The 18,901-nt window shown below is 75.1% G+C and carries 15 protein-coding genes and 1 tRNA gene; 6 read left to right on the top strand and 10 right to left on the bottom strand.

The annotated features are described in order from the left end of the window. The first annotated feature begins 45 nt into the window (after positions 1 to 45). The 3 genes from ACFY1T_RS20085 (at position 46) to ACFY1T_RS20075 (ending at position 2,304) form a co-directional block, all read left to right on the top strand. Positions 46 to 249, top strand: a complete 204-nt coding sequence (locus ACFY1T_RS20085) for an MbtH family NRPS accessory protein (protein ID WP_030863290.1) — start codon at positions 46 to 48, stop codon at positions 247 to 249. A 196-nt stretch (positions 250 to 445) separates the two neighbouring features. Next, positions 446 to 1,948: a hypothetical protein gene (locus tag ACFY1T_RS20080; RefSeq protein ID WP_390789309.1), complete on the top strand. Its 1,503-nt coding sequence runs from the start codon at positions 446 to 448 to the stop codon at positions 1,946 to 1,948. A gap of 29 nt (positions 1,949 to 1,977) precedes the next feature. Then, a complete protein-coding gene (locus ACFY1T_RS20075) occupies positions 1,978 to 2,304 on the top strand; it encodes a hypothetical protein (protein ID WP_390789308.1) in 327 nt (108 codons plus the stop codon). A gap of 13 nt (positions 2,305 to 2,317) precedes the next feature. Here ACFY1T_RS20075 and ACFY1T_RS20070 read toward each other — a convergent pair whose 3' ends face one another. From ACFY1T_RS20070 to ACFY1T_RS20035, 8 genes are all read right to left on the bottom strand, one after another. Further along, entirely contained in the window at positions 2,318 to 3,649 is a 1,332-nt protein-coding gene (locus ACFY1T_RS20070; RefSeq protein ID WP_390789307.1) for a protein kinase, read from the bottom strand. Further along, on the bottom strand, positions 3,646 to 4,665 hold the full coding sequence (locus tag ACFY1T_RS20065) for a protein phosphatase 2C domain-containing protein (protein ID WP_390789306.1): 1,020 nt from the start codon (positions 4,663 to 4,665) through the stop codon (positions 3,646 to 3,648). Before ACFY1T_RS20065 ends, ACFY1T_RS20070 begins: the two co-directional genes overlap by 4 nt. Before the next feature lie 92 nt (positions 4,666 to 4,757). Continuing rightward, positions 4,758 to 5,420 carry a VWA domain-containing protein gene (locus ACFY1T_RS20060; protein WP_390789418.1) on the bottom strand — a complete coding sequence of 221 codons (663 nt, stop codon included), beginning with the start codon at positions 5,418 to 5,420 and terminating at the stop codon, positions 4,758 to 4,760. A 36-nt stretch (positions 5,421 to 5,456) separates the two neighbouring features. After that, on the bottom strand, positions 5,457 to 5,585 hold the full coding sequence (locus ACFY1T_RS20055) for a hypothetical protein (protein ID WP_390789305.1): 129 nt from the start codon (positions 5,583 to 5,585) through the stop codon (positions 5,457 to 5,459). A 46-nt stretch (positions 5,586 to 5,631) separates the two neighbouring features. Beyond that, positions 5,632 to 7,323, bottom strand: coding sequence for a hypothetical protein (locus ACFY1T_RS20050; RefSeq protein WP_390789304.1), 1,692 nt, complete (start codon positions 7,321 to 7,323; stop codon positions 5,632 to 5,634). After that, a complete protein-coding gene (locus ACFY1T_RS20045) occupies positions 7,320 to 9,845 on the bottom strand; it encodes a GTPase-associated protein 1-related protein (RefSeq protein WP_390789303.1) in 2,526 nt (841 codons plus the stop codon). The genes ACFY1T_RS20050 and ACFY1T_RS20045 overlap by 4 nt, the downstream gene beginning before the upstream one ends. Continuing rightward, entirely contained in the window at positions 9,842 to 11,152 is a 1,311-nt protein-coding gene (locus ACFY1T_RS20040) for a hypothetical protein (RefSeq protein ID WP_390789302.1), read from the bottom strand. The genes ACFY1T_RS20045 and ACFY1T_RS20040 overlap by 4 nt, the downstream gene beginning before the upstream one ends. A 1-nt stretch (position 11,153) precedes the next feature. Beyond that, positions 11,154 to 13,439: a hypothetical protein gene (locus ACFY1T_RS20035; protein WP_390789301.1), complete on the bottom strand. Its 2,286-nt coding sequence runs from the start codon at positions 13,437 to 13,439 to the stop codon at positions 11,154 to 11,156. Positions 13,440 to 13,626: 187 nt separating this feature from the next. Here ACFY1T_RS20035 and ACFY1T_RS20030 point away from each other — a divergent pair, with 187 nt between their 5' ends. Together ACFY1T_RS20030 and ACFY1T_RS20025 are read left to right on the top strand one after the other, a co-directional pair. Then, positions 13,627 to 15,687 (top strand): phosphocholine-specific phospholipase C, encoded by a 2,061-nt coding sequence (locus ACFY1T_RS20030; RefSeq protein ID WP_390789300.1) that lies wholly within the window; start codon positions 13,627 to 13,629, stop codon positions 15,685 to 15,687. A gap of 317 nt (positions 15,688 to 16,004) precedes the next feature. After that, entirely contained in the window at positions 16,005 to 16,760 is a 756-nt protein-coding gene (locus ACFY1T_RS20025; RefSeq protein WP_390789299.1) for an alpha/beta fold hydrolase, read from the top strand. Between the two features lie 61 nt (positions 16,761 to 16,821). Here ACFY1T_RS20025 and ACFY1T_RS20020 read toward each other — a convergent pair. Then, positions 16,822 to 16,894 (bottom strand) — tRNA-His (locus ACFY1T_RS20020). Between the two features lie 143 nt (positions 16,895 to 17,037). Then, positions 17,038 to 17,556 (bottom strand): hypothetical protein, encoded by a 519-nt coding sequence (locus ACFY1T_RS20015; protein WP_390789298.1) that lies wholly within the window; start codon positions 17,554 to 17,556, stop codon positions 17,038 to 17,040. A 196-nt stretch (positions 17,557 to 17,752) separates the two neighbouring features. Between ACFY1T_RS20015 and ACFY1T_RS20010 the strand changes: the two genes are divergently transcribed. Continuing rightward, entirely contained in the window at positions 17,753 to 18,898 is a 1,146-nt protein-coding gene (locus ACFY1T_RS20010; RefSeq protein WP_390789297.1) for an aminopeptidase P family protein, read from the top strand. The last annotated feature ends 3 nt before the right edge of the window (positions 18,899 to 18,901 follow it).

The raw sequence follows: 18,901 nt of genomic DNA, 5'->3' as shown, positions 1-18,901 counted from the left end.
TGACCCATCACGGAACAGCCGAACAGCAAAGGGAGGGCCGGACCAATGACCGAGACCGACGAGAACGGCTACCGGGTCGTGCGCAACGACGAGGAGCAGTACTCCATCTGGCGTGCGGACCGGGAGCTCCCGGCGGGCTGGCAGGCCGAGGGCACGCAGGGCACCCGCCAGGAGTGCCTGGACCACATCGCCGGGGTGTGGACGGACATGCGCCCGCTGAGCCTGCGCCGCCGCATGGCGGCATCCTGAACGGGGCCACGAACGCCGGTCGGCGTGGCTGAGCCGCGGGGGAACGGAGCCCCGCCGACCGGTGCACCCCACCACCCCACCACCCCACCACCCGCGATCCGCGATCCGCGCCGGCCACGCCCGCGCCGGTCGTGGTCAACGGCGGGACACGGGCCGTGCGTTTCCGTAGGGTGGCGGGGACACGGGGGAGGGGTGCATGGGGGCACGGCAGTTACCCGCGCTCGCGCAGTACCGGACCGATGCGGTGACGCGCCATCTGTGCGCGGGCACGCATCTGGACGAGGGCTTCGCGCGGGACGTGGACGTGGAGCTCACGGAAGACCGGCTGCGGGCCACCGGGCTCTCCCTCGGCATCGATCTGGTGGCGCTGGCCCGCCACGGGCGGGCCGCGGTCCGGCGGATCGACGCGCGGGACCGGTCTCTGGCCTGGATCTGCGGCGTCGGGGTGTGGTTCGCCGTGCCCTTGCTGCTGTACGCCGTCGTCAACGGGGCCTGGGGGCTCGCCTGCGCGGCCCTCGGGCTCGTCGTCCTCGCGTACGCGAGCGCCTGGTGGCTGGTGCACCGGACCGAGAGCCGGGCCCGCGCGGCCGCCCTGGCCGTGGAGCACGGCGCGCAGCGCCCCGCCGACCTGGCCCCCGCCGTCGAACCCGAGGTGGAGAAGCGGCTGTTGGAGCAGAAGCGGGCCAATGTGGTCCCGTACACGGCGAGCGCCGAGCGCACCAACCCCTTCGTCGGCAGCGGCTCCAAACTGAAGGAGGTGGTCTGGCAGCCCATCGACGTCAGCCGGCCCGCCGACGACCCGGCCGGCAACGGCGCCAAACTGCCGATCAAACCCTTCGACGCGGTCGACCTGCACACCTACGTGGCCCGCGAGATGGAGCACATCGCCGGCCTCAAGGGCCTCCAGGTCCGCAACCGGCTCTACGTCATAGGCAATCACGTGCCGTACGTCGGGGCGGAGCTGCTGCCGGACCGGCTCAGCCGTCCGCTCGCCCAGATCCCCAAGCAGCTCGTCCAGGCCGGGCTGATGCAGTCGGGCGCCGGCATGCGCACCTACCTCAGCCTGGTCCGGGCCGGCGAGGGCGGCCGCGCCATCGTCTCCATGCACCTGCGCGCCCGCCTCCACCATCCCAGCCTCACCTGGGAGGTGTCCGCGTACGGGATCCCCCCGCTCCAAGAGCGCTTCGACCGGGTGAACCGGCTGCCGGTGGACGGCTTCGAACGCTGGTGGAGCCTGGTCTCGCACGCCACCGGAGCGGCCGGGCCCGCGCTGCTCGGAGCCGCCGCACGGATCTCACGCCGCTCCTCGGCCCGGCGCCGGCGCGCCCGCGACCTGGAGAAGCTGCGCCGCGAGATCGACAAGCGGCACCTCCTGTACGACTACGGAGCCGTCGACAGCATCCGCGAACGCGTCGCCGACTGGGACCAGTTGGGCTACACCGAACGCACCGATTCCCAGGACTTCCTCCAGCGCCTCCAGCAGGGTGTCCTGATAGCGACCGAGCGGTTCCTGAAGGACCACAACGTCGACACCAGCTCCTACGACCAGGCGCAGCAGGTCATCAACACCCACACCTACACCTTCCAGGGCAGCGTGCAGGCCGGCGTCATCGGGGACAACGGCACCGTCAACCACAACGGCGGGCCCGGCGCGCCGCCCGGCGGCCCGGCGGGCGGCCCGGGCCGCGGCGCGCCCTGACCACACCACCAGCGGAAACAGGAGAGCCCATGGGCACCTTCAACTTCAACCGGGACGTCAACGCCGGCATCATCGGCGACAACGGCACCATCAACATCGGGCAGCAGGAAGGCGCCGCCCAGACCCTGCGGCTGGCCGCCGAGCTCGCCCAGTGGCTCCGCGACCAGGGCGCTGCCCCGGCCCGCATCGAGGCGGCGGACGTCCTGCGCGCCGAGCTGGACCAGGCCGCGCAGGAGCGCCGCCCCGCCGAGCCGGGGGTGATCCGCCGCTCCCTCGAGACCATCACCCTCGGCCTCGGAGTCGGCAGCGGCGGACTCGCCCTCGCCCAGGAGATCAGCCGTCTCCTGGGCAACTGACCCGGCCCGAGCGCTACTTCGACCGTACGACGGCCCGCGCGCCCCCGAAGTCCAGCTCCAGGCCCGAGCGCAGCGGCACGGTTTGCCCCGGGTCGATCCGCTGGGTGGAGCCGTCCGCGCGGGTCCCCGTCCACGCCGAGGCCGACCGGTTCGCGAGCCCGAACCGGCCCGGCTTCTGCGGGTGTTCGGTCAGCACCGCCACCAGCGTCCCGTCGCCGTAGTCGTGCCGGGCCGGCTCCGGGGCCAGGTGGTGCGCCTGCACCCGCGAGGAGCGGTGCAGCAGGATGTGGTGCTCGGTGCGCGGCGGGGGAGTGGTCAGCACCAGCCGCGGCGGGAGCACGAGCGCGCTCCCGCAGCTCCAGCAGGCGCCCGGATCGGTGGCCCGGGGCTCGGTCATGTTCTGCTTCCCGCACTGGGCGCACTCCACGACCGCGTCGAGGACGGCCCGCAGGGTGTCCCGCCACTGCGACTCCCGGACCCGGGTCGTCGGATCGTGCAGCCCCGCGGTGAAGTTCTTGGTGAACAGCGCGCGCAGCGAGTCCAGAGCCGCCGCCCAGGTGGCCAGTACGGTCGCCTGCTCGGCCGGGTCGGGCGCGTTGGAGCGGTCCTGCGGGTCGAAGACGAACAACGGCTGCTTCCCGTACAGCTTGCGTTCCGCGGCCTCGTCGAGGCAGTGGATCGCCAGCTCCCGCCGCCCCTTGAGCGGATGATGGTTCATCAGCAGCATGAACAGCAGCACCGACAGGGAGTGCAGATCGCTCTGCGTGCCCGGGGCGACCCCCGGATCGCCGCGCACCAGCTCCGGCGCCATGAACTCCATGGTCCCCGAGATGCCGGTGCTGTCGCCCTCCACCACCGCGTTGTCGTTGTCGCAGACCAGCACGTCGCCGGTGGCCGGGTCGAAGAAGATGTTGCCCCAGGAGATGTCCCGGTACGCGATCCCGCGCGAGTGCAGGGCCTGGTACGCCTCGACCGTGTACAGGCAGGCCTTGAGCAGGGCCCGCGGCGAAGTGCGCAGCTGCCGCCGGAACAGCATGGGCAGGCCCTTGAACCGGTCCGGGCGGATGTCCATCAGGTACCCGAAGCCGCCGCGGGCGTCGGCCACGAAGTCCAGGGGCCACAGGAAGCGGTCGTCCTCGAAGCCGCGGCCCACCAGCTGGCGGACGATGGCCTCCTGCGCGGGGGTCGCGCAGGCCGGGTAGTACCACTTGAGCGCCTGGTACCCGGCGGGGGTCCGCACCCGGTAGACCTCTCCCTGCCCACCGGCCCCGAGCAGGTCGAACACCTCCACGCCCAGACCGCTGTCGGTCGTCAGCAGGGTCCCGCTGTCGAGCATGCCGCTCATTCGTCTCTCCCGTGAGGGTCGGCCGGTGGTGCCGGGTCGGTGGTCGGTGGGGCCGGTGGCGCGGCCGGTTCCGGCTCCGGTCCCGGGGCCGCGGCCGGTCCCGGGGACACGGCCGGTCCCGGAGCCGCGGCCTGTTCCGGGGGAGCCGGGACCGGTTCGGGAGCCGCGGCCGGTTCCGGGGCCGGCGGATTGCCCTGGTGCCAGGCGGCCACGAGGGTGGTGTCGTCCCCCGAATGCCGGGAGGCCCGGGCCAGCCACTGCGGGAGGACGGCCCGTACGCTGTCCGCGCCCTCCGTCGACAGCCGGTCGTCCAGTCCGGCCATGAACTGCAGGAACCCCCGGTCCGAGGCGAAGCTCTTCGACAGCCCGTCGGTGGAGACCGCGATCAGCCGGGGCGCCCGCCAGGGGGCCGTCACCGGAGACCAGTGCGTCCGTACCCGGCGCCACGCCTTCGGGGTGCACAGCGATTCCGTCTCGTCCCCCAGGTCGGCCTCGGGCGGCGCGAGCGGTACGGTCACCTGCCCGGCGTCGTCCACCACCGTCAGCTCCCCGTCGCCGAGCTGCCAGGCCGCGAACACCCGGGGCGTGAGCACCGCGCCGACGAGCGTGCTCCCGTACAGCAGCACCTTGTGCTCCTCCGACAGGCCCGGCTCCTCGTGGGAGCTGGTCCGCGTCCAGTGGCCGAGCACCTTGTCCCGCCAGGCGCTGACCAGTTGCCGGGGGAAGGCGTGCTCGGCGTAGTGCATCAGCCAGGCCAGGCTCGGCGGCCGCTCGTCGCCGCGCGGCTGGGCGAGCGTCCCGAACCGCCGGGCCTCCTCCACGAAGAGGTCCACGGCGAAGCGGGAGCCCAGATGACTGCGGGCGTGCGCCGCCGAGCCGTGGCCGTCGGCCACCGCCATGATCAGCGGCTCCTCGGCGGTGCCGCGGCCCTGCACCTCGCAGTAGTCCTGGTTGCGGGTCTTGTTCACGCCCTGGATGCTCTCGAGGAGCGTGGCCCAGGGCGGCACGGGTGCCACGGCCGACGGTACGGGACCCGGCTCGTGCGCGGGCGCCGGCCACGGCGGTGCCGAGGGCCGTACGGGGGGTGGTTCCGGCGACACGGGCCCGCTCACCACACGTCGTCATCGTCGTCGTCGAGCACCGGCGGGGCGTACGCGTGCTGCTTCGCCAGCGGGTCCGTCGCCCCCGCCACCATCTGCGAGGCCGCCTTCACCGCCGCCGTCGAAGCCCAGCGGATCGCCGCCGCCAGCTGCTTGGGGCTGTTCGCGTCCAGCGGCTGGAGCTCCGGATTGCCGAGGAACTCCTGGAGCACGGTGCGGTCGGCGTCGGCGCCTATGGCGATGGCCACCCGTACGGCCTTGCGCCCCCACGGGGTCGCGTCGATCGCCCGCAGCCCCGTCTTCCAGTCGTCCGTCGGCACCCCGTCGGAGACCAGCGCCAGCACCGGCTTCAGGGCCCGCTGCGGCATCGGCGGGGTGTCCAGCTCCCGGGCCACCATCTGGAGCGCCTCGCCCAGGTTGGTCATGCCGTCCACCTGGACGTCCTGCCAGGTGAAGTTCTCCACCGGCACCGGGTCCTGGTGGTGCCACCGGGCCGTGGTGGAGAACGTCAGTGTGCGCAGCAGCAGTTGGGCCGCCGGATTGTCCTGCGCCACCGAGCGCATCTCCGGGACGGCTTCTCTGATCGCATAGTTGAGCTGGCCGATCTTCTCGCCCTGCATCGAATACGAGCAGTCGAGCAGCCAGATGAAGTGGACGGGCCGGTTCGCCATCGGCCCACCGGGGATGTCACTCACCGCTAATCTCCTTCAACTCCCGAACCATTGCGGTACGTACCGCACGAGCGCCGCCACCCCGGCGGACGCCGTCATCACGACCGCCGCCACGGACAGGATCAGCATGAGCAGCCGTCCCCGTGCGATCTGCGGTGTCACCATGGGCACTTGCTCCTCCCAGCGACCTTAGGGGGTCGCTCGCCCCACGTCACAGGCTTGATCGATCCGGTGTCGGCGGGTCGTCCGGGCCGGTCGGCCCGGCGGCGCGCGTACGGCCGCGCGGGCGCGGCAGCCGGGGCTTGCGGGCCGCCGCCGAGGGCCCGCCGAAGCGCAGGCCCGTCCGCGACAGCAGCCACAGCACCGGCTCCGCCGCCCGCCGCTGCTCCGCCACCAAGGCGCCCGCCCCGGTGGCGGCGTGGGCGCTGACGGCCCAGTACCGGGCCGCCGCGAAATCGTGGTCCAGGGTACGGACCAGCCCGTCCAGCCCGATCTCGCCCAGCCAGGCGTCGACCGGTCCGTCCGGCCGCGGCAGCGAGCTCAGCCGGTCCAGTACGTCCCGCTTGGTCACCACCACCGCCACCCCCAGGCGCCCCCGCCGCCCGCCGAGGCCCTGGAGCTCCCCGGCGAACGCCGCGTACGTGTCCACCGGACCGAGGTCGGCGGGCCTGGCCGCCACCGCCAGCCTCCCGTCGCCCTCGCGCAGCGCGCGCCGTACGCCGGGAGCGGCCAGCACGTCCGCGACCAGCACCACCCCGTCGGCGTGCGCGAGGTACTGCTGCAGCCGCGTGGTGGCCGCGTCGCGCAGCGACTCGCCCATCGGGTCGTACACGTACAACAGCCGCCGGCGCTTCAGCGGGCCGCGCCCGTGCCCGACGAGCAGCATCAGGGCTCGGGGCTGCCCGCCCTGCGTCTTGAGCGCCCACCCCGAGGTCCCCAGCTGCCGGCTCAGGGTGTTGGCCTCGCGCCGGTCCGCGGTCGACGCGAACTCGACCGTGAGGGCGGACTCGTGCGACCAGGACCGCAGCCCCTCGAGCATCGCCGCCATCAGCATCGTCTTCCCCGCGGAGGTCCCCCCGATCAGCGGCAGGTGCACCACCCGGGTCGTACCCACCGCCGCCGGCAGCGCCTGGTCGCAGTGCGGGCAGCGCAGCGCGAGCCCCCGCCTGCCGGCCAGGGCGGTGGTGGGCAGCGCCCGCCCGCACCGGCAGGCGTGCCGCAGCGCGCCGAACCGGCCGGGCCGCAGCTCGCGGTGGGCGGCCCCGCAGCCCGGGCACAGGTGCACGGCCAGCGGGAACGGCCGGTAGCAGCCCGGGTACGGGCACTTCATGCGGATGCCGCGGGCCAGCTTCCACAGCCGTTCCGCGCCCCTCCCGCCCAGGACCCCGGCCAGTGCCACGCCCCCGACGAGCGCCAGCTGGGCGGCGAGCGCCACCGCGACGCCGAGGAGCAGCGCGGAGGCGAGCAGCGCCGACAGCAGCGCGGCCAGCGCCGTCGCCGGGGCCAGCAGCCGCAGCACGAGCCGCCCGAGGACGTGCTCGGCACGTTCCCCGGACGACGGGCCCCGCCCGTTCAGCAGGCGGCGCCGGACGAGTTCGTCGAGCCAGTGGTGGACCAGCAGGTACCACACGGCACGCGCGGCCGTCCGCCCGGCGGCCATCGCGTCGGTCCACATCTGCCGCGCCCAGTAGGCGGGTTGCGTCGGTTCCGGACCGGTGTACGGGGAGATCCGCGGGTCGGGCGCCCCGGGGGTGCGCGGCGAGAAGGCGGTCGCGGCCGCCCCCAGGGCCAGCCCGAGGAAGCGCCACAGCCCGAACCCGAGGCAGATCAGCACCCCGATCGCCACGGTGGCCAGCCCGAAGATCCTCGCCACGACCACGGGGTCCACGTCGCCGGTGGTCACGGCCGCCTCCCGTCGTCGCCTGATCCGCCGGATCCGCCGGCGTCACCGGGGGCGAGGGGGCCGCCCGCGCCCCGCAGGGGCGCGTTCCCGGACCCGCCCTTCGCGCCGCGCCGGCCCGAACCGCCGAAGCGGTCCCGCAGCCGACCGAACGCGCCGGGCCGCTGCCAGCCGCGGAAGTCCTCCGCCCAGCGTCCGCCCAGCCGGGCCAGCGCCTCCTCCACCGCGGCCAGCTGCCCCGCCGGCAGGCCCCGTACGACCGGGCGCAGCACGCCGTCGAGCAGGTCGGCGCGGGCCTCCTGCCAGACCGGGCTCGCCTGGGGCTGCGAGGACCAGTCGGCGAAGCGCTCCGCCGCGTACCGGGCGTCGAGCGTGAGCCGGTCCGCGATCCGCGGCTGGCGGGCGGCCCGGCGGTACGCCGCCAGCAGCTCGGCGTCGTTGCTCTCGATCAGGGCCCGCAGCTCGCTCTGGGGCCGGTCCTCGGCGAGCAGCTGCGCGGCCACCGCCGCGTACGCGTGCTCCCGCGCCGACGGCGACGGGTCCGCCGTGCCCAGGGCCATGGCCTGGCGGACCCAGCCCGGGCCGATCTCCCCGGTCCGCAGGTTCCGCGCCAGCTCCAGCAGCAGCAGCGATGCCCGCAGCGGGGCCGGGAGTCCGGCGGACCCGTGGCGCAGCAGCTCCACCGCCAGGGCCTCCGCGTCCCGGTCCCCGGCCGGGGCGGACACGGCCGCCCGCGCGAGCGACTCCCAGGTGCCGGCCTCCCGGTGGGCCCGCTCGCCCAGCGCCGACAGGGCCAGCCAGGCCTCGCCCGTGGTGGGCGGCTCCGCGCCCCACACCAGCCGCATCGCCGTCCGCAGCACCAGCGGATCCTCCTCCGGCGAGACCCCGGAGCACTCCACGAGCCGGGTCAGCGCCTTCACCCGGTCCCCGGCGGCCGCCCCGGGCGCCTGCGCGCACATCCGCAGATGCGGCAGCGCCCCGGCCCCGGCCGGCCGCAGCGGGGTGAGGGCGAACAGCCGCGCCCCCGCGGCCGGATCGCCCGCCGCGAGCCCGTCGAGCCGGTCGAGTACGAGCTCCCGCAGCCGCGGCAGCTCCGCCAGCGCGGCCCCTGCCGCCTCCCCGTACGCCGACTCCGGATCGGAGATCAGGGCCTGTGCCAACTGCCGCGCCACATCGGGCAGGAGGGCCTCGGTGTCGACTCCGAGCTGCGCGGACACCCGCAACAGGGCGACCCGGTCGGCCGGCCCGCGCCCCGGGTCGGTGAGCGCCGCCCGCAGCTCCGGCTCCAGCTCGGCGGCCAGCCGCAGCCGGGCGCTCTCGCCCAGCAGCCCCGCGGGCGGCGCGGCGCCGCCCGAGCGGACCGCCCCGGCCACCGCCAGCTCCACCAGCGGCTCGCTCACCGCCGGCGGCGCCCAGCCGGCCAGGGCCGACAGCAGCCGCCCGCTCGCGGCGGCCTCCTCGGGCCCCCGGTCCCCGGCCGGACGGGCCAGCGCCCGGGCCAGCTCGTGCAGTTGTGCCCCGTCCAGCGCGTCCCGGTGTCCGGCCGCCCAGTCGGCGGCCGCGGCCCGGCCCGCCGAGTCCAGGCCGACCCCGGCGACGAGCGCGAGCGCGGCGAGCGGCCCCGCCTCGTACGGACCGTCCGACGGGGCGCCGGGCGGTCCGGACGGCAGCCGCCGGACGTGCGCGAACAGCTCCTGCCGCTGTGCCTGCCAGATCCGTGCGGCGGTCTGCGCCCACGGATCGTGGGCCGGGGCGGGCGCCGCCGCGCGGGCTGCGTCGTACACCCGGTAGCGCTGCTCCTGTCCGGAGAGGCCCAGCCCGTCCTCCGGCACCACGCCGATGATCTGCTGCCGGGCGAGCTGCGGCCGCCGGGTGTACGTGGTGAAGGTGAGCCACTGCCCGCGCCGGTGGGGCAGCACGCTGCAGGCCAGCATGATCCACCAGGCCACGGCCTCGCTGTCCTGCTCCACCAGCACCAGCTGCGGGGCCGCCGGCTCCTCGGCGAGCCGGCGCACATCGGCGAAGAACCCCGCGAGCCAGCGCCCCCTGGAGGCCACGAAGGCCGCGAGCGCCCCGAGGTCCAGCGGACCGGGGGCGGGCACCGACGCCAGCGGCGGTACGGGCGCGCCGGCCGGCGGGGAGTCGGCCGCCCACTGCGGGGAGCCCCAGGCGGTGATCGGCAGCTGCCCGCGGGCCGGCCGCTCCGCGTCGGCGGGCTGCGGCAGGTGGATCGCGTGGGCGTGGAAATTGCCCCAGCGGCCGCTGTAGTCGGCGCCGGTGTAGACGGAGCGGGCCAACAGCCGGCTGCCGTCGGAGAGCACGTTCAGGCTCAAGGCCTGCGGGAAGGAGCCCAGTTCGGCGGCGTTGGGGCGCGGTGGCGCGTCCCGGGGCGGCTCGTACCCGATCAGCTGCTCGGCCTCGCGCAGCAGCGAGGCGGGCACGCCGGGGCTGACCGCCGTGAACCGGAAGCCCGAGCCGTCCGGACCCGGCGGCGCCGAGGTGTAGTGCAGTTGCGCGAGGTTCACGCCTCTCCTCCCGCACCGTGACGCAGGCCCTCGGCCCCGCTCGCGGCGGCCGCCGTACGACGCCCCGCGCCGGGGCCGCCGGTACCGGTGCGCGGCAGCAGCCCGCCCAGCCCCAGCAGCCACAGCAGCGGGTCCTCGACCCGCAGTGGCTGCGGCCCCGACTTCGGGGCGTCGGCCGGGGCGTGCGCGGGAGGCGGGGAGCCCAGCGCCGAGAGCCCGAACAGCGACAGCTGCGCGAAGTCCCGGTCCAGCTGCCGGAACAGCGCCCCGGAGTCCCAGCCGTCGAGCAGCCCCCGCATCTCCTCGTGCACCGCCAGCCGGTCCTCCTCGTCCACCGCACCGGCCGCGTGGCCGGCGTTGCGCCGCAGCGGGGAGTGCGGCCCCACCAGCGAGAACAGGGAGTCCGTCTTGGTCACCGCCACCGCCACGGGCGTGGTGACCCGGCCGCGCGAGGTGCCCCGCCCGTGGGCCCGCAGCTGCGCCGCGAGGTCCGCCGCGATCTGCTGCGGCGGGGTCTCCACCGTGGGCAGCGGCAGGTCCGCGTCCACCGGCAGCTGGTCCCGCACGGCCCTCATCTGGAGGGGATCCACCAGCAGGATGATCCCGTCGGCGGCCGCCAGGTAGTGCGTGTAGCGGTCCATGGCCTCGGCGCTGCCCAGGTCCTCGCCCGCGGCGTCGAAGAACACCAGCGCGGTGTGCCGGCTGCCGTCCCCGCGCAGCCGGCGGCGCAGCGGCAGGCTCAGCCGGTACAGCAGCGGGTCGTTGAAGCCGAGCGCGGCGGGTCTGGTCGCCTCCGGCAGCCGCAGCCGGTCGTACAGGTCCTCGGCCATCTCCCGGTCCCGGCGCTGGGTTTCGCCGCCCATCGCCGTGATGGAGGCGCCGTACGCCCGGCCCACCCGGTTGCGCAGCTCGTTGATCAGCACCGAGACGTAGGTGCTCTTGCCGGAAGCCTTGGGGCCCAGCAGGGCGATGATCCGGGTGTCCTGGTCGGTGTAGTCGCTCGGGAAGTCGCTGTGGCAGCGCAGGCAGACCCGGACGGGGGTGGACACCCCGCAGTGCGGGCAGTCCGCGCGCGTCCCCCCGCCGCTGACGAGGCGGCCGGCGAGGCCGCGCGGGGCGGTGAAGACCGGTCCGCGCATCTTGAGCGCGGGCGGCACGCTCGGGCCCATGAACTCCGCCCAGGTGTCGTCGAGTTCTGCGGTGCAGGGTCTGCCGCCCCGTACCCCGGTGGCGGACATCTGGCAGCGGAACGGCAGCCGGGCGGCGGCCGAGCGGTCGAAGCAGTAGGGGCAGACGACGGAGGTCATGTCAGCGGACCACCAGGGAGGTGAGGGAGGGCTCGTCGAGCCGGACGGAGGCGGCACGGCCGCCGAGCAGGAATCCGCGTACGGCGTACGGGCCGCCGCCGGGGAGGTCGGGGAGGATCTCACGCTCGACGGTCCCCGAGTCCGCGAGCTCGGCACCGGTCACCCGGCACAACTCGGCGCCGTCGGAGGGCCGGTGGGGCCGTGGGCCGCCACCGCCCGCTCCGCGGACGAGGACGAAGTCGGGCAGCCCGGAGCCGGGGTCGCCGCCGGGGGAGAGCAGGCTCACCCGGAGGACGGCGGGACCGCGCCGCAGCAACCGCCGGGCCCCGGGCAGGAGCCGGTACGCGATGGCCACGTCGGCCGGGAGGCTCGCCTGCCCGGCGTCGCGGGGCGCGGCCGCGACCGCGTGCGCGCTGCGCGGGGCGGCGTACGCGGTGATGCGGGCGGCGCCGGGGCCGACGGGCAGCTCCAGCCCCTCGCGCAGGAACACGGCCCGTACGACGGCGTGTTCGGCGCGCTCGCCGCCGGACTCGGGGGTGACCGCGACCGTGACCCGGCCGGTGCCCTCGGGCCAGTCGAAGCTGACCTTGGCCCGTCCGGCGGAGGTCCGCCGGACCGTGAGCCCCGAGACCGCCTCGGGGGCCTCGACCGCCACGCCGGGGCCGGCCAGCGCCCGCTCGCCGAGGACGGCGACGGCGCTGACGGTGGCCAGCGTGCCGGGCGGGGGCTGGGCGATCCCGGCGGCATCCACCCAGGCCAGTGCGGCGGGCAGCTCGGCGGCCGCCAGCTCGGCCCCCTCGGCGGGAGCCTGGCCGGGCCACTGGACGAACCGTACGTCGCCCCCGCCGCCCCCCGTCCACCGCAGCTCCAGCCCCCCGGCGCCGCGGGCGGTCGCCCTGAGCCCGGCCACCGGTTCCGGCCAGGGATGCACGGTGGCGGCGGCCTCGACCCCGCCGGACACCACCTCACCGCCGACCCCCGCGTACCGGCACCGCACCCGAAGGACGTACCGGCCGGGCCCGATCCCCTCGGCCCGCACACCCTCGCGGCCGGTCTCCCGGCCGTCCGTCCCGGAGTCCGCGTCCGCCGGGACGGCCGCGCCCGGGGCGCCGAGGTCCGTGGTGCGCCCCTCGGGGTCGGTCAGCGTCACCCGTACACCGGCCGCGCCGGGCGGGCGGAGCCAGGAGGCGGCGACGCGGGAGCGGCCGTCGGCGAGGCGCAGTTCCGTCACCTCGGGGGCCACCAGCAGCGGGGCGCTGATCAGCGGGGTGCCGCCGTCGCCCGGCAGGGCCACGTACCGCACCTCGCGGCCGAGCGGGGCCCGGCCGTCCGTCAGCGGCCCGGAGCCGAGCGGACCCGCAACCTCGGGGAGCGGCGTGGTGACCGGCTCGCGGCGGGTGAGCCGGACCACCCGCCAGGTCCCGTCCGGGTCGGCGCCGGGCGGTCTGCGCAGGGCCACCCCGCCCGGTACCGGGACGGCCTCCAGCGGTCCGGGATCCCCCTCGGCCGGCCGGTGGGTGCGGACCAGGCCCCGCACGGCGCGCGGGCAGTCCCAGGCCAGCCGGGCCGCCCGCCCGTACGCCGCCGCGGCCCGCGCCGGATCCTGCCGGTCCTCGTGCGTGCGGGCCTCGTCCAGCAGGGCGTCCGCGGCCCGTACCCGCGCGGCCAGCCCGGCCAGCCGGCCGGCCAGCAGCGGATCCCCGGCGGCCGCGGTCCGCGGCAGCGCGGCGGCGTCGCGGGCGGCGGCCCGCACCCGCCCGGCCAGCCAGGCGTCCTCCAGCCCCTCGGCGGCCGCCCGCCCGGCCGCGTCGAGCCGGGGGCTCGCGGCGGCGGCGTGCACCAGGGCCGCAGCCTCGTCGGGGTCGACCCCGAACCCGGCGGCCGTGTCGGCCAGATCCCCCCGGGGATGGTCGTGCAGCAGCCGCACCAGCTGGTACAGCAGGATCCGCCGCAGCGCGGCCGGGTCCCGCTCCTGGATGGCGATCAGCCGGTCCAGTAACGCGCCGGTCCCGTCCTCGGGGCCACCGCGGGGGGCCCGCAGCTCGCGCAGCTCCCGCAGCGCCTCGGCGCCCATGTGCCGGCGCCGCCCGGGGCCGCCGACCGCGAAGATGCCGTCGAGCACCCGCAGCCGCCCCCCGGCCGGGACCAGTAACTCGCCCAAGTGGCTGATACCCAGGGCCTGTTGCTCGGCGAGGAGTTCCCCGTACCGTGCCACCAGCGGAGCGGCCGGCAGGCCGGAAAGCGCGCGGGACCGCCCCAGGGCATGCCCGAACTCGGTCCCCGTCATCTGCTCCGCACCCCCCGTGCAGTGTGTTTCGGAGGTCATTTCAGCAGATGTGCGGAGCGTGCGGGAGGTCTTTCCGTTCTCCAGCTGTACCGCGTGGCGTCACGAACCGATCTCCGTCCGGTACCCCGGGGCCGCTCTCCTTGGGGCGCCCCTCGACAACCCCCTCACCCGCAGAGGTCGTCACCCCATGGCTGAACTCAATCGCCGCAGGTTCCTGCAGATCGCGGGCGGAACCGCCGCGGCCGCGATGCTGAACGAGAGCATCGCCCGCGCGGCCGCCATCCCGGCCCAGGGCGCCACCGGCACCATCCAGGACATCGAGCACATCGTGGTGCTCATGCAGGAGAACCGGTCCTTCGACCAGTACTTCGGCTCGATGAAGGGCGTACGCGGCTTCGGCGACCCGCGCCCCGTCCTCCAGGACAACGGAAAGTCCGTCTTCTACCAGTCCAGCGGGACGAAGGACATCCTCCCCTTCAACCCCCAGGTCACCAACCTGGGCATGCAGTTCGTCGAGGGCCTCAACCACGACTGGGCCGGCGGCCACGCCGCGTACAACAACGGCAAGTACGACAAGTGGGTTCCGGCCAAGACGGCCACGACCATGGCGTACATGACGCGGAACGACATCCCGTTCCACTACGCGCTCGCCGACGCCTTCACCGTCTGCGACGCCTACCACTGCTCGTTCATCGGCGCGACCGACCCGAACCGCTACTACATGTGGACGGGCCACACGGGCAACGACGGCACCGGCGGCGGCCCGGTCCTCGGCAACCAGGAGGCCGGCTACGGCTGGAAGACCTACCCGGAGCGCCTGGAGGCGGCCGGGGTCTCCTGGAAGATCTACCAGGACATCGGCGACGGTCTGAACGCCGCCGGAGGCTGGGGCTGGATCAGCGACTCCTTCCGCGGCAACTACGGAGACAACTCGCTGCTGTACTTCAACAGCTACCGCAACGCGGCGCCGGGCAGCGCCCTGTACGAGAAGGCCCGTACGGGCACCAACGCAAAGGCGGGCGAAGGCTACTTCGACCGGCTCCGCGCCGACGTCGTGAACGGCACGCTGCCCCAGGTCTCCTGGATAGCCGCCCCCGAGGCCTTCAGCGAGCACCCGAACTGGCCGGTCAACTTCGGCGCCTGGTACATCTCGCAGGTCCTGGACGCGCTGACCGCCAACCCGGCGGTGTGGGCCAAGACGGCGTTCTTCATCACCTACGACGAGAACGACGGGTTCTTCGACCACGTCGTCCCGCCGTACCCGCCGGCCTCGGCCGCGTGGGGCCTGTCCACGGCCGACGTCACCCGGGACCTGTACGCCGGGGGCGGCGGCTACGCGGCCGGCCCGTACGGCCTCGGCCCGCGCGTCCCGATGATCGTGGTCTCCCCGTGGAGCAAGGGCGGCTACGTCTGCTCCGAGACCTTCGACCACACCTCGGTGATCCGGTTCATGGAGAAGCGCTTCGGCGTGCAGGAACCCAACATCTCGCCGTGGCGCCGCGCGGTGTGCGGCGACCTGACCTCGGCGTTCGACTTCACGAAGGCCGACGCGACGCCGGCGGCCCTGCCCTCGACGGCCGGCTACGTCCCGCCGGACCACAACGCTCACCCCTCCTACCACCCGGTCCCGCCGGCGACGGGCACCCTGCCCAGGCAGGAGGCGGGCGGGAAGCCGACGCGCGCGCTGGGCTACGCCCCCTACGTGGACGGCAAGGCCACCCCCTCCACGGGCCAGTTCACGCTGACCTTCTCCTCCGGCCCCGCCCTCGGCGCGCACTTCCACAGCACCTCGGGCAACCGGACGGACGGCCCCTGGCCCTACACGGTCGAGGCGGGCAAGACCCTCTCGGACACCTGGAGCACCAGCAGCTCCACCGGCAACCAGATCAACCTGACGGTCTGGGGCCCGAACGGGTTCCTGCGCACCTGGAAGGGCCCGGCGAAGAAGACCGGCCCGGAGGTCACGGCCCGCCACGACGCGGCGACGGGCAACCTGAAGCTGACGCTGGCCAACTCGGGCACGGCGGCGGTCGACCTCACGGTGACCAACGCCTACGGCGGCGCGACCCAGACCCTGCGGGTGGCGGCGGGCGGCACGGCCCCGTACACGGCGGACCTGTCCGCGACGGGCCGGTGGTACGACGTGAAGGTCACCTCCGCCGCGGACACCACCTTCCTCCGCCGCTTCGCGGGCCACGTGGAAACCGGCACCCCGGGCATCTCGGACCCGGCGATCAAGACCGTGTGACACCACCTCCAGGGGTGAGCGCCTCGACTTTCGCGCCCGTGAAGTCAACGCTTGCGTCGACTTCACGGGCGCGGCTCAAGGGAAGTGATCCTCGTGGGCGAGGTGGCGGAGCGGTTCGAGGCGAGCGGGCGGCCGTGGTCCGGCTCCCGGCAGAGGTCCGGGCGTACCGGCTCGCGGAGATCCGTCGGCGACACCGAGTCCACGGTGGCCTGAGAGCGGCCGCGTCACGCGCGGGGCACCGGGCGGTGTGACGGCGGGGCGGTTGGGCAGAACGTACGGCGTCCGCCTCCGCCACCACCGTCACCGAGGGAGAACGCATGGCCATCGCCCACCGCAGGACCGGCACCGGCCCCGTCCGCGTCATCGTGCTGCACGACTGGTTCGGCACCTCCGCCAACTGGGGCTCCGCACTGGACTACTTGGACCCCGAGGGGTTCTCGTACGTCTTCCTCGACTACCGGGGCTACGGCGACCGCAGGGACGTCGCCGGCCGCTACACCGTCCCCGAGATCGCCGACGACGTCCTCGCGCTCGCCGACGAGATCGGCTGGGACACCTTCTCCCTCATGGGCCACTCCATGGGCGGAAAGGTCATGCAGCAGGTCCTGGTCCGGGCCCCCGAGCGGATCGAGAAGCTGATCGGGATCAACCCGGTCCCCGCCGGCCCGTACGAGATGGACGACGCGACCCACGCCCTCTTCCACGGCGCCGCGGGCAGCGCCGAGAACCGGCGGACCATCCTCGACCTCGTCACCGGCCACCGCGCGAGCCGCCACTGGCTGGACCGGATGATCGGGCACTCGCTCGAGGTCTCCCGCCCGGAGGCCTTCGCCGCCTACCTCGAGAGCTGGCAGCCGCTGGACCTGTCCGCCGCCGTGAAGGGCAGCACCGTCCCGGTGCTCGTCCTCGTCGGGGAGTACGACCTCGCCCTCACCCCCGAGGTGATGCGCGCCACCTGGCAGGTCTCGTACCCCGACTGCCGCGTCCACCCCGTCCCCGGAGCCGGGCACTACCCGCCGCACGAGACCCCGGTCGCGTTCGCCGCGGCGGTGGAGGCGTTCCTGCGGGGGTAGCGGGAGGCGGACGCGAAAAACCCCTGGGGTACGAGGAGACCTCGTACCCCAGGGGGATCAGGGTGAGTGACGGGACTTGAACCCGCGGCCACCTGGACCACAACCAGGTGCTCTACCAACTGAGCTACACCCACCACGAAGGGCGGCGGGCCGCCCGTTCGATGTGCATGCACAGCATAGCTGATCAGGAGGGTGGTCCCGCCACGCGTTATCCGGCCGCGCCGAGTGCGGACGCGGCGTGCGGGCCCGGCCCGGCCCGCGGGAAGGGCCGACCTGATCAGTGCTTCAGCGCGGCCTTGGTGGCCACCAGCACCAGTCCGAGGACCAGGTTGACGACCCCCTCGGTGGCCAGCTGGCCGCGGGTGGCACCGGCGCGGGCGGCACCGAGGCACGCCCAGACGACCTGCTGGGCCACCGCCACGCCCATGGCGAGCCACGCCGTCTCCGCGTAGTCCAGCCCGAGGACGCCACTGAGGGCGACGGCGGCCGCGGGCAGGGCTGCGGCCTCGACGATGGGCCACTCGTGCAGGGCGACGCGGCGGATCTCCTGCCGGCTCCAGGGCTCGCCGACCAGCCGCTCCCCTGCCAGCTGGGCGTACACGTGCGTGGCCCAGAACACCAGCCCCGTGACGATCAGGAGAACCACGAGCTGAACCCGTGGATACTCGCCGGCCGTGCCGGCGGTGGCCACCACGGAGGTGGCGAGCAGGGAGCCGTAGACGGCCCCGGCGGAGTCGGTCCGGCGGGCGCGCTGTGGCCTGCTGCGGCCCGCGGGCCGGCCACTGGGGATGCTCACCCCGCCACGATAGGGAGCCCGCGCCCCGCCGCACCCCGGCCACGCCGAAGGTACGCCCGACGGCGGTCTCCCGGCCGGTCCCGCGACGGCGCTCTCCCGGCCCGTCCCGCGACGGCGGTACGCCGCCGCCCGCCGCCCGGCTCGCCATCTCCGGCAACCGCTCGCGCGCGGCCCGGGGCGGCGGGAGGATCGCCCCATGGACTTCGAACGCGACCTCGACCTCGACCGCGAACCCGATCCCTTCACCCACGCCGACTACGCGGCCCGGATGGCCGCCGCCGCGCAGAGCGCCGCCGAGGCGGGCCTCGCGGGCCTGCTCATCGCCCCGGGACCCGACCTCGCCCACCTCACCGGCTACCGGCCGGCCGACACCGAGCGGCTGACCGTGCTCGTGCTCGCCGCCGGGCAGGAGCCCGTCCTGGTCGTGCCCGCCCTGGAGGCACCCGACGCGGCCAAGGCCCCCGGGGCGCCCGCGCTGGCCCTGCGCGACTGGGCCGACGGGAAGAGCCCGTACGGGGCCACCGCGCCGCTCCTCGACGCCGGCGGCCGGTTCGGAGTCAGCGACAACACCTGGGCCCTGCATCTGCTGGGCCTCCAGCGGGAGCTGCCGGCGACCTCGTACGCCCCGCTCACCGACGTCCTGCCGATGCTCCGCGCGGTCAAGGACGAGCGGGAGCTGGAGCGGCTCGCGGCGGCCGCCGCGGCCGCCGACGCCGCGTACGCGCAGATCCTCGGGGTCCCCTTCGCCGGCCGCCGGGAGACCGACGTCGCCGCCGACCTGGCCGCGCTGCTGCGCGAACACGGCCATTCCCAGGTGGACTTCACGGTCGTCGGCTCCGGCCCCAACGGAGCCGACCCGCACCACGAGGCCGACGAGCGGACCATCGAGCGCGGCGACATGGTGGTCCTCGACTTCGGCGGGCTCAAGCACGGCTACGGCTCCGACATCTCCCGCACCGTGCACGTCGGCGAGCCGAGCGCCGAGGAGCAGCGCGTCCACGACATCGTCCGCGAGGCCCAGCGGGCCGCCTGCGCGGCCGTCCGCCCGGGCATCGCCTGCCAGGACGTGGACCGGGCGGCCCGCGCGGTGATCACCGAGTTCGGCTACGGCGACCGGTTCATCCACCGCACGGGCCACGGCATCGGCGTGACCACCCACGAGCCCCCGTACATGGTCGAGGGCGAGGAGCGGCCCCTGGTGCCCGGAATGTGCTTCTCCGTGGAGCCGGGCATCTACCTGCCCGGCCGCTTCGGGGTGCGCATCGAGGACATCGTGACGGTCACCGAGGACGGCGGCCGCAGCCTCAACAACGCCCCGCGCGAGCTGGCCGTCGTGGAGTGAGCG

Origin of the sequence: Streptomyces sp. NPDC001194, from assembly GCF_042896985.1 — a bacterium.
Classification (GTDB): Bacteria; Actinomycetota; Actinomycetes; order Streptomycetales; family Streptomycetaceae; genus Streptomyces.
This window is presented reverse-complemented; position numbering and strand designations above follow the sequence as displayed.